Source organism: Streptomyces sp. BR123 (assembly GCF_013401435.1).
GTDB lineage: Bacteria > Actinomycetota > Actinomycetes > Streptomycetales > Streptomycetaceae > Streptomyces.
The window spans coordinates 1-9,768 of record NZ_JACBGN010000264.1; the positions used below are offsets into that span (position 1 = coordinate 1).

The following is a 9,768-nucleotide window of genomic DNA, read 5'->3' on the forward strand; positions in this document are numbered from 1 at the left end:
GGACCGAACGGCGTCCCCCGGCCCCGCCCCGGACCTCGGTGCCGCCCCGGGGCCCGGTCCCGGGGCCGGGACGGGCCCCGGGACCGGGCCCCTGGGCGGGCTGCGGGTGCTGGACCTCGCCACGCTGTTCGCCGGGCCGCTCGCCGCCACCCTGCTCGGCGACTTCGGGGCCGAGGTGGTCAAGGTCGAGCATCCGGGCCGCCCCGACCCCTCCCGGGGGCACGGCCCCGCCAAGGACGGGATCGGCCTGTGGTGGAAGCTGCTGGGCCGGAACAAGCGGACGATGACGCTCGACCTGTCCACCCCGGGCGGCCGGGACACCCTGCTGCGGCTGGCCGCCACCGCGGACGTCGTCGTCGAGAACTTCCGCCCCGGCACCCTGGAGCGGTGGGGCCTGGGCTGGGACGCGCTGTCCGCCGCCAACCCACGGCTGGTGCTGGCCCGCGTCACGGCCTTCGGCCAGCAGGGCCCGTACGCCCGCCGGCCCGGCTTCGGCACCCTCGCCGAGGCGATGAGCGGCTTCGCCGCGATCACCGGGGAGCCGGACGGCCCGCCGACCCTGCCGCCGTTCGGCCTGGCCGATTCGATTGCCGCGCTGACCTGCGCGTACGCCGTGATGACGGCCCTCGCCGGACGCGACCGCACCGGCCGCGGGCAGGTCGTGGACCTGGCGATCATCGAGCCGATCCTGACCGTGCTGGGCCCGCACCCGCTCTGGTACGACCAGCTGGGCTACGTCCAGCCGCGCACCGGGAACCGCTCCGTGAACAACGCCCCCCGCAACACCTACCGCAGCGCCGACGGCCGCTGGCTGGCGGTGTCGACCTCGGCGCAGTCCGTGGCGGAGCGGGTGCTGCGCCTGGTCGGCCGACCCGAGCTGGCCGCGGAGCCGTGGTTCGCGACCGGCTCGGGCCGGGCCGCGCACGCGCCCGTGCTCGACGCGGCGGTCGGTGACTGGATCGCCCGCCACAAGGCCGACGACGTCGTCGCCGCCTTCGAGGAGGCCGAGGCCGCGATCGCCCGGGTGTACGACGTACGGGACGTCCTGGCCGATCCGCAGTTCGCGGCCCTGGACACCGTCACCGAGGTCGAGGATCCGGAGCTCGGCCCGCTCCGGATGCAGAACATCCTGTTCCGGCTGTCGGAGACCCCGGGCGCGATCCGCTGGGCGGGCCGCCCGCACGGCGCGGACACCGACACCGTCCTCACCGAGCTCGGCCTGACCGAGGCCGAGATCAGCGCGCTCCGGCTGGAGGGGGCCCTGTGATCCTGACCTGGCTCTACGTACCCGGTGATCGCCCGGAGGTGGTCGCCAAGGCCCTGCGCTCGGGGGCCGACGCCGTCATCGTCGACCTGGAGGACGCTGTGTCGGCCTCCCGCAAGGAGTACGCCCGGGCGGCCACCGCCGAGCTGCTCGCGGAGCGACCGCCGGTCGCCGTCCACGTCCGCGTCAACGCGCTCGCCTCCCCCTGGGGCGGCGCCGACCTCGCCGCGCTGACGGGGAAGCGGGGGCTGGCCGGACTGCGGCTGCCGAAGATCACCGCCCCGGAGCAGATCGTCCAGGCCGCCGACCGCACCGGCGGGGTGGCCCTGCACGTTCTGCTGGAGTCGGCGCTGGCCGTGGAACGGGCGTACGAGATCGCCCGCGCCCACCCCGCCCTGCGCGGGCTGTCCCTCGGGGAGGCCGACCTCCGCGCCGACCTGGGCATCAGCGCGGAGGCGGGGCTCGACTGGCCGCGCTCGCGGGTGGTGGTCGCCGCCCGGGCCGCCGGGCTGGCCCCGCCCGCCCAGTCGGTGTTCCCCGACATCCGGGACATGGAGGCGCTCGCCGCCTCGTGCGCCCGTGGCCGGGCGCTGGGCTTCCTGGGCCGGGCGGCGATCCACCCGCGGCAGCTGCCGGTGATCGAGCGGGCCTATCTGCCGGCCCCGGAGGAGGTCAGCGCCGCAGAGGAGATCGTCGCGGCGGCCCGGCGCAGCCCGGGAGCGGTGGCCCTGCCCGACGGCCGGTTCGTCGACCCGGCGGTCCTGGCGGGCGCGGAGCGGATCGTCGCCCTGTCCCGCCGGGAGTCGCCGGCATTCTCCTGATCCGCGCTCAGGTGTTGAGGGGCGACCAGAGCCACTGGCCGCCGACGCGGACGTACAGCCGCTTGTTCGCCGAGTCGACGGCCATCGTGCCGTCCACCGGCTGCCGGGTGAAGGAGGCGTCGGTGACCGGGCCGGGGACCAGGCGCAGGGGCGGATTGGCGGCGTTCTTGACGGGGACGGTGCCGCCGGACTGGCCGCCCTTGGTCCCGTAGCTGTTCTCCACCCGGAAGTCGCCCGTGCTCGACTGCTCGTAGTAGATGTGCGGGCCGGCGGGTGCGGTCTCGTAGTGGCCGACGACGTTGCGGAGCACGGCGGTGGAGCCGGGACCGGAGTAGAGGGCGACACCGGCGTTGACGGTGGGCTTGCCGCCGTTGGCGATGACCACGTTCTCCAGGGCGCTGGCACTGGCCGCCCAGGCGATGATGTTCTGCGCGGTGGCCGGGGCTCCGGCCGCGAAGCCGCCGGCGTAGCAGTAGATGTTGGTGGCGTAGACGTGCCGGCAGCCCGCGTCGGTCTTCAGGTGGGGGCCGCCCTGCATGCGGGAGGTCTCGAACTTGCAGTCCGTGAGGTAGATCCCGTTGGGGTTGTTGGTGGTGACGGCTCCCTGACCGATCCACAGCGCGCCGGTGCCGAAGGCCTCCAGGCGGCAGCCGACGAAGTGGATCTGGTTGACGTTGTCCTCGCTGTGGCCCCAGGAGCCCTTGGTGGCGGAGGAGGCGTTGCGCAGCCAGATGTTGGGCTGTGTGGTGCTGCCGGCCCGGCCGGTGCACTCCTCGATGACGAGGTTGTAGAAGCGGGAGTCCCAGAATTCCACGGCGTCGATGCACATGTCGTTGTTGGCGGACATGAAGAGATCGCGGAAGTAGGAGTTGTTGTTGTAGTAGAGCTCCAGCAGCAGGCCGGTCTTGCGGTTGCCGTTGAAGCCGAGGTTCTCGATCGAGCAGTAGCGGCGGTGGGTGGCGCCGGTGGAATAGGCGGGACCGCTGCCGGACATCTTCAGCAGGGTGCAGTCGGCGCCCTTGACCAGGGTGGAGGTCTTGGCGCCGGAGCCGGTCAGGCGGATCCCGTCGCCGTCGACGCTGAGGGCGGCGGTTTTCCCGGCGGCGGGCCGGACCAGGTAGTTGCCGGCCGGGAAGTGGACGGTACCGCCGCCGGCGGCACGGGCGGCGTCCAGGGCTCGCTGGACGGCGGGCGCGTCGTCGGTGGAGCCGTCGCCGACGGCGCCGTACGCCTTGACGTCGAACCAGTCCGGCACCGATGCGGCGGCGGCCGGCGCGGCAGCGGATATGGAGGCCGCCCCGGCCAGTCCGGCGACGGCTCCGGCCCCGGTCAGCAGCACCCTGCGGCGCTCGTTCATGTCGTCCCGCCCCTCATGTGTGGATCTTCGGGGGCGATCATGCCAAACGGGGGGCACGGCGAGAGGGGCGCCACGCTGCGGCGTGGCGCCCCTCTCGGCGGTGTGCTGTCCGGCGGGGTCCGGCGGGCGGTCCGGCCCGGCCGGACCGGGTCAGAGCTTCTTGGCCTTCGCGTCCGCGGGCTTCGCGTCACCCGCCTCGGCCCCGGCGACCTTCGCGTCCGCGGGCTTCGCGTCACCGGCCCCGGTGTCCCCGGTCTTCGCCGCGGCGTCCCCGGAGGGGCCGCGATCGGGCTCGACGACCGCCTCGCGGCCCGGGCGCAGCTTCGCGGAGAGCACGAAGTAGATCACGGCCAGCAGGAAGACGACGATCGAGGTCCAGACGTTGAGGCGCAGGCCGAGGATGTGGTGGGCCTCGTCGACCCGCATGTACTCGATCCAGCTGCGTCCTACGCAGTACGCGGCCACGTACAGGGCGAAGGCGCGGCCGTGGCCGAGCTTGAACCGCTTGTCGGCCCAGAGCACCAGCCCGGCGACGCCGAGGCACCACAGCGACTCGTACAGGAAGGTCGGATGGTAGGTGCCGGCGACGCGGTTGGCGCCGTCGCTGATCTTCACCGCCCACGGGAGGTCGGTGGCGCGCCCGTAGAGCTCCTGGTTGAACCAGTTGCCCCAGCGGCCGATGGCCTGGGCCAGGGCGATGCCGGGTGCCAGGGCGTCGGCCCAGGCGGGCAGCGGGATGCCGCGCAGGCGGCAGCCGATCCAGGCGCCGAGCGCGCCCAGCGCGATCGCGCCCCAGATGCCGAGGCCGCCCTCCCAGATCTTGAAGGCGTCGACCCAGTTGCGGCCTTCGCCGAAGTACAGCTGGTAGTCGGTGATCACGTGGTAGAGGCGGCCGCCGACCAGGCCGAACGGGACCGCCCACACGGCGATGTCCGCGACCGTGCCCGGCTTTCCGCCGCGTGCGATCCAGCGCCTGTTGCCGAGCCAGACGGCGACGAAGACACCGATGATGATGCAGAACGCGTAGCCGCGCAGCGGGATCGGTCCGAGGTGGACCACACCGGTCGACGGGCTGGGGATGTAGGCAAGTTCCATGGCAGGACCGACGCTACCCTGCCGGGCGGTGCGGATCGCAACCCGCCCGGCAAGCTGCCATCAAATCGACACCTGGCGTGCACGGCGCTCCCGGACCGGACCGTCTCGTTCCACCGGGCCGTGCGTCAGACGCGCTCAGCCGGGCGTCAGCCCTGCCCGGCCCTCCCCGTCGCCTCCGCGGACGAGGCCCCGGTCCGCGAGCCTCCGGTGCCGGAACCGGCGCCCGTGCCGGCGCCCGTGCCCGTGCCGGTGCCGGCGCCCGTGCCGGCGCCCGTGCCCGTGCCGGTGCCGGCGCCCGTGCCGGTGCCCTTCGCCCGCGACCCCGGCGAGGCCGAAGCCGAGGACCCGGAGGAGGCCGATGCCGACGGGGACGCCGAGGCCTTCCCGCCGCCCGTGGTGGCGGTGCCCTTCGCCGCGGCCTCCACCTGCTCCTTCAGCTTCTGCGGGGTGATCGGGTTGGCCTGGTCGGCGAAGATGTCCTTGCCGTTCAGCTGGATGGTCGGGGTGCCGCGGAAGTTCCCGGCGCGGAACGCCTCGTGCGACTTGGCCACCCAGCTGTTGTGCGTCCCCTTCTCGACGCACTCGCGGAAGGCGGGGGTGTCCAGCCCCTCGACCTTGCCGGCCAGCTCGATCAGCTTCGCGTTGCTGCCGTAGGCGTCGTCGGTCTCCTCCGGCTGGTTCTGGAACAGCAGGTCGTGGTACTCGGTGAACTTCCCGGCGTCCTGCGCGCACGCGGCAGCGTTGGCGGACTTGAGGGAGCCGCTGCCGCCCATGTTGCCGTCGATCAGGGTGACCAGGTGGTACTCGCCCTTGAGCAGGCCCTTGGCCTCCAGCTCGTGGATCGTGTCCTTGTAGTTGACCTCGAAGGACTTGCAGGCGGGGCAGCGGAAGTCCTCCCACACGGTCAGGGTGGACTTGGCCTCGCTCCTGCCGGTCGGGATGGCGAGGGCGTCCTTGCCTGCGGCCCCGGCGGGGGCGGTCACCGGGCCGGCCGTGTCCTTGTCGCCCTTGCCGGCGTTGGCCGCGATCAGGCCGACGACCGCCGCCAAGGCCAGTACGCCGACGACCGCCGTCGCCACGACGAGCGTCCGCCGGCGCTTGTCCTTCTTCCTCTCCCGCTCGCGCTCCGCTTGGAGCCGCTCCCTGGCCGATCGCTTCGCTTGGCGGTTCGCACCGTCGTTCATCTCGCTCACGGTCGGCCAAACGAAGCAGGGAGGCACTCCCGTGCCTCCCTGCTCCCACATCCACCCGATCGGGCTACGGAACCTCTGTGGGGCCCGCGCCCGGGTCAGCTCCTGCGTACGCCTTCCGCAAGTTCGCCCGCCAGCGCCCGTACGGCCGCCAGCCCGGCCGGCAGGTCCGGCGCGTCCAGCAGCAGCTTCACGAACGCCGAGCCGACGATCACCCCGTCGGCGAAGCCGGCGACCTCCTTGGCCTGTACGGCGTTGGAGACGCCGAGGCCCACGCACACCGGGAGCCCACGGCGGGCACCGGCGGTCGTGCGCGTACGGCGGACCAGTTCCCGGGCCTCGTGGCCAACCGACTCGCGGGTTCCGGTGACGCCCATCAGGGAGGCGGCGTAGACGAAACCGGAACCGGCGGCCGTGATGGTCGCCAAGCGCTCGTCCTTGCTGCTGGGGGCGACGACGAAGACGGTGGCCAGACCATGCCGGTCGGCGTGCTCGCGCCACAGCGCCGACTCCTGGACCGGCAGGTCCGGCAGGATGCAGCCGGCGCCGCCCGCTGCGGCGAGCTCGGTGGCGAACCGCTCCACGCCGTACCGGTCGATCGGGTTCCAGTACGTCATCACCAGCACCGGTGCCCCGGTCGCCTCGTGCGCCTCGCGGACGGTGCGCAGCACGTCGGCGATCTTGACGCCGCCGCGGAGGGCGATGTCGTCGGCGGTCTGGATGACGGCGCCGTCGAGGACGGGGTCGCTGTGCGGGAGGCCGACCTCGACGATGTCGGCGCCGCCCTCGATGACGGCCTTCACGGCCTCGATGCCGCCGTCGACGGTCGGGAAGCCCGCCGGGAGGTAGGCGACGAGGGCGGCACGGTCCTCGGCCTTCGCCTTGGCGAGGGTGTCGCTCAGCAGCTGGATGCGGCCGGTCGTCTCGCTGCTCACTTCGGCTCCCCCTCGGCGTTGTCGTACAGCCCGAAGTAGCGGGCGGCGGTGTCCATGTCCTTGTCCCCGCGGCCGGAGAGGTTGACCACGATCAGGCCGTCCTCGCCCAGCTCGCGGCCGAGGTCCAGGGCGCCGGCGAGGGCGTGGGCCGACTCGATGGCCGGGATGATGCCCTCGGTGCGCGAGAGCAGGCGCAGGGCCTGCATGGCGGCGTCGTCGGTGACCGCGCGGTACTCGCCGCGGCCGGTGTCCTTGAGGAAGGAGTGCTCCGGGCCGATGCCCGGGTAGTCCAGACCGGCCGAAATGGAGTACGGCTCGGTGATCTGGCCCTCCTCGTCCTGGAGGACGTAGGAGCGGGAGCCGTGGAGGATGCCGGGCTCGCCGGCGGTGAGGGTGGCCGCGTGCTCTCCGGTCTCGACGCCGTGCCCGGCGGGCTCGAAGCCGACGAGGCGGACCTCGGTGTCGGGGATGAAGGCGTGGAAGAGGCCGATGGCGTTGGAGCCGCCGCCGACGCAGGCGGCGACGGCGTCGGGCAGCCGGCCGGTGCGCTCCAGGATCTGGCGGCGGGCCTCGACGCCGATGACGCGGTGGAAGTCGCGGACCATGGCCGGGAAGGGGTGCGGGCCGGCGACGGTGCCGAAGAGGTAGTGGGTGCGGTCGACGTTGGCGACCCAGTCGCGGAAGGCCTCGTTGATCGCGTCCTTGAGGGTGCGCGAGCCGGACTTCACGGCGATGACCTCGGCGCCGAGCATGCGCATCCGGGCCACGTTCAGGGCTTGGCGCCGGGTGTCGACCTCGCCCATGTAGATGGTGCAGTCGAGGCCGAAGAGGGCGCAGGCGGTGGCGGTGGCCACGCCGTGCTGGCCGGCGCCGGTCTCGGCGATGACGCGGGTCTTGCCCATGCGCTTGGTGAGCAGCGCCTGCCCCAGCACGTTGTTGATCTTGTGCGAGCCGGTGTGGTTGAGGTCCTCGCGCTTGAGGAAGATCCGGGCGCCGCCGGCGTGCTCGGCGAAGCGCGGCACCTCGGTCAGGGCGCTGGGGCGGCCGGTGTAGTTGACCATGAGGTCGTTCAGCTCGGCCGCGAAGGCCGGGTCGTCCTTGGCCTTGCGGTACTCGACGGCCACCTCGTCCACGGCGGCGACGAGCGCCTCCGGGATGAACTTGCCGCCGAATTCGCCGAAGTAGCCCTCGGCGTCGGGGACGTGACCCTCCGGGTCCGGGATGAAGAACTCGCTGGCGCTGGACATGCCCAGTCACTCCTACGGGATGCGTGGTGCGGCGGGTGGTGGTCACCGTAGTGCGCCGCCCGCCCGTGACACGCACACCACACACCCCGCTCGGGGGTGTGGGTGGGTACGGTGCGGGGGCCCTGCGCCCCGGGGCGGCCGGACGGGCCGGTCTTCACGGGGCCGGGGCCGTGCGGAACGGGCCCGCGGCAGGGCGTGCCTGCCGGGCGGGACGGGTCCGCTACAGCGCGTCTCCGCGACGCCATCGCATGCCGTTGACCTGGCCGGGTTCGGAGCCGATCACGTACCGCACCCGCCGCCCGTGGACGCGCCGGGCCGGGGCACGGCAGCCGCGGGGGCGGCAGCCGCGCGCCAGGGGCGCGTGGGCCGTCGGCACGCCGGCGGCCGGGCCGTGGCCCGGACGGGTGCGGACGGAGGGGCGGCGGGTGGGCATGGGTCGGGTCAGCTCCGGCCGTGGCGCAGGGCGGGGTGGGCGCCGGCGGCGACGAGGTCGGCCACGGCCGCCTTCGGGTCGCGTCCGGTCACCAGGGACTCGCCGACGAGGACGGCGTCCGCGCCCTCGTTGGCGTAGGCGATCAGGTCGTGCGGGCCGCGGATGCCGGACTCGGCGACCTTGACGATGTGGGCCGGGATCTCGCCGACGACGCGCTCGAAGGTGGAGCGGTCGACGGTGAGGTCCTTGAGGTTGCGGGCGTTCACGCCGATGATCTTCGCGCCGGCCGCGACCGCGCGCTCGATCTCCTCCTCGTCGTGGACCTCGACGAGCGGGGTGAGGCCGATGGACTCGGCCCGCTCGATGAGGGAGACGAGGGCCTCCTGCTCCAGGGCCGCGACGATCAGCAGCACGAGGTCGGCGCCGTAGGCGCGGGCCTCCCACAGCTGGTAGGCCGTGACGATGAAGTCCTTGCGGAGGATCGGGATGTCCACGCGTGCGCGGACTGCCTCCAGGTCGGCCAGCGAGCCGCCGAACCGGCGCTGCTCGGTGAGGACGGAGATGACCGCCGCACCGCCCGCCTCGTAGTCGGCGGCAAGTCCGGCAGGGTCGGCGATCGCGGCCAGCGCGCCCTTGGAGGGGCTGGAGCGCTTGACCTCGCAGATCACCTTGACGCCGTCGCCGCGCAGGGCTGCGACGCCGTCCTTGGCCTGGGGCGCCTTGGCGGCACGCTCCTTGAGCTCGTCGAGGCTCACGCGGGACTGCCGTTCGGCAAGGTCTTCGCGGACCCCTTCGATGATCTCGTCGAGCACACTCACGCGAGCGGCCCCCTTCCGGGTCGATGACGGTCGGCCGCCTTGCAGACACGTACAACTGCAAGGTCAGCAATCAAATGGTATCCGCCCGGGGCGTTGCCCTCCGCACGCGGTTGACGGCGTCCCATTAAATGGACATTCGGAATCTCGGCTTCATATAGGGCTCAGGGGGCCAGTGCGGAACCGAACGGCAGGTTCCGGACGACCGAGAAGACCAGCGCCATCCCGCCGGCGGCCCACCAGTACGGTGCCGGCAGGGCGAAACGCCGGATGGGCGCGCCGCGCCAGGCCCGAACCAGCCAGACGGCCATGACGACGGCGAAGACGAAGTAGCCGATGACGGCCAGGGCATTCGCCCCGAAAGCCGTGATCAGATCGCCGTGGGCGAAGGCATGGGCGCTGCGCAGTCCGCCACATCCGGGGCACAGGATTCCGGTGACACGGAAAAGCGGGCAGACCGGATAGTGGCCCGGTTCATTGGGATCCACGGCGCCTACGTACGCAAATGCCGCGGCGGCGGAGAACAGCCAGAGCGCCGGCGGGGCCAGCCTGCGGACCCGGGAGACGGGACCGACCGGGGCCGCGGGTACGGGGCCTGTCTCTTATACACA

The 9,768-nt window shown here is 73.0% G+C and carries 9 protein-coding genes and 1 pseudogene; 2 read left to right on the forward strand and 8 right to left on the reverse strand.

Features of this window, described 5'->3' with window-relative positions:
• Nucleotides 1-91: 91 nt before the first annotated feature.
• Together HYE82_RS29030 and HYE82_RS29035 are read left to right on the forward strand one after the other, a co-directional pair.
• The gene (locus HYE82_RS29030; protein WP_179177158.1) at nucleotides 92-1,267 is read left to right on the forward strand and encodes a CaiB/BaiF CoA-transferase family protein; all 1,176 of its coding nucleotides are present in this window, start codon (nucleotides 92-94) and stop codon (nucleotides 1,265-1,267) included.
• Nucleotides 1,264-2,085 carry a CoA ester lyase gene (locus HYE82_RS29035; RefSeq protein ID WP_179177151.1) on the forward strand — a complete coding sequence of 274 codons (822 nt, stop codon included), beginning with the start codon at nucleotides 1,264-1,266 and terminating at the stop codon, nucleotides 2,083-2,085. The genes HYE82_RS29030 and HYE82_RS29035 overlap by 4 nt, the downstream gene beginning before the upstream one ends.
• Nucleotides 2,086-2,092: 7 nt before the next feature.
• On the opposite strand, the gene HYE82_RS29040 is transcribed toward HYE82_RS29035, so the two are convergent.
• The 8 genes and pseudogenes from HYE82_RS29040 to HYE82_RS29070 form a co-directional block, all read right to left on the reverse strand.
• Complete coding sequence (locus tag HYE82_RS29040; RefSeq protein ID WP_179177152.1) at nucleotides 2,093-3,442, reverse strand: glycosyl hydrolase family 28-related protein; 1,350 nt, start codon at nucleotides 3,440-3,442, stop codon at nucleotides 2,093-2,095.
• 150 nt (nucleotides 3,443-3,592) lie between these two features.
• The gene (gene lgt, locus HYE82_RS29045; RefSeq protein WP_179177153.1) at nucleotides 3,593-4,537 is read right to left on the reverse strand and encodes a prolipoprotein diacylglyceryl transferase; all 945 of its coding nucleotides are present in this window, start codon (nucleotides 4,535-4,537) and stop codon (nucleotides 3,593-3,595) included.
• Between the two features lie 404 nt (nucleotides 4,538-4,941).
• A pseudogene (locus tag HYE82_RS29050) lies at nucleotides 4,942-5,721 on the reverse strand (DsbA family protein); the annotation flags it as partial.
• Nucleotides 5,722-5,825: 104 nt separating this feature from the next.
• Nucleotides 5,826-6,662, reverse strand: a complete 837-nt coding sequence (trpA, locus tag HYE82_RS29055; protein ID WP_179177155.1) for a tryptophan synthase subunit alpha — start codon at nucleotides 6,660-6,662, stop codon at nucleotides 5,826-5,828.
• Nucleotides 6,659-7,909 carry a tryptophan synthase subunit beta gene (gene trpB, locus HYE82_RS29060; protein ID WP_179177156.1) on the reverse strand — a complete coding sequence of 417 codons (1,251 nt, stop codon included), beginning with the start codon at nucleotides 7,907-7,909 and terminating at the stop codon, nucleotides 6,659-6,661. The genes trpA and trpB overlap by 4 nt, the downstream gene beginning before the upstream one ends.
• 220 nt (nucleotides 7,910-8,129) lie before the next feature.
• The gene (trpM, locus tag HYE82_RS38540) at nucleotides 8,130-8,342 is read right to left on the reverse strand and encodes a tryptophan biosynthesis modulator TrpM (RefSeq protein ID WP_256987859.1); all 213 of its coding nucleotides are present in this window, start codon (nucleotides 8,340-8,342) and stop codon (nucleotides 8,130-8,132) included.
• Nucleotides 8,343-8,350: 8 nt separating this feature from the next.
• Nucleotides 8,351-9,160, reverse strand: coding sequence for an indole-3-glycerol phosphate synthase TrpC (gene trpC / locus HYE82_RS29065; RefSeq protein WP_179177157.1), 810 nt, complete (start codon nucleotides 9,158-9,160; stop codon nucleotides 8,351-8,353).
• A 161-nt stretch (nucleotides 9,161-9,321) separates the two neighbouring features.
• Entirely contained in the window at nucleotides 9,322-9,705 is a 384-nt protein-coding gene (locus HYE82_RS29070; RefSeq protein WP_179177159.1) for a DUF2752 domain-containing protein, read from the reverse strand.
• Between the last annotated feature and the right edge of the window lie 63 nt (nucleotides 9,706-9,768).

Coding starts and splice junctions, on each gene's coding strand:
- HYE82_RS29040 (WP_179177152.1), bottom strand. CDS start 3,442: ATGAACGAGCGCCGCAGGGTGCTGCTGACCGGGGCCGGAGCCGTCGCC.
- trpM (WP_256987859.1), bottom strand. CDS start 8,342: ATGCCCACCCGCCGCCCCTCCGTCCGCACCCGTCCGGGCCACGGCCCG.
- lgt (WP_179177153.1), bottom strand. CDS start 4,537: ATGGAACTTGCCTACATCCCCAGCCCGTCGACCGGTGTGGTCCACCTC.
- trpB (WP_179177156.1), bottom strand. CDS start 7,909: ATGTCCAGCGCCAGCGAGTTCTTCATCCCGGACCCGGAGGGTCACGTC.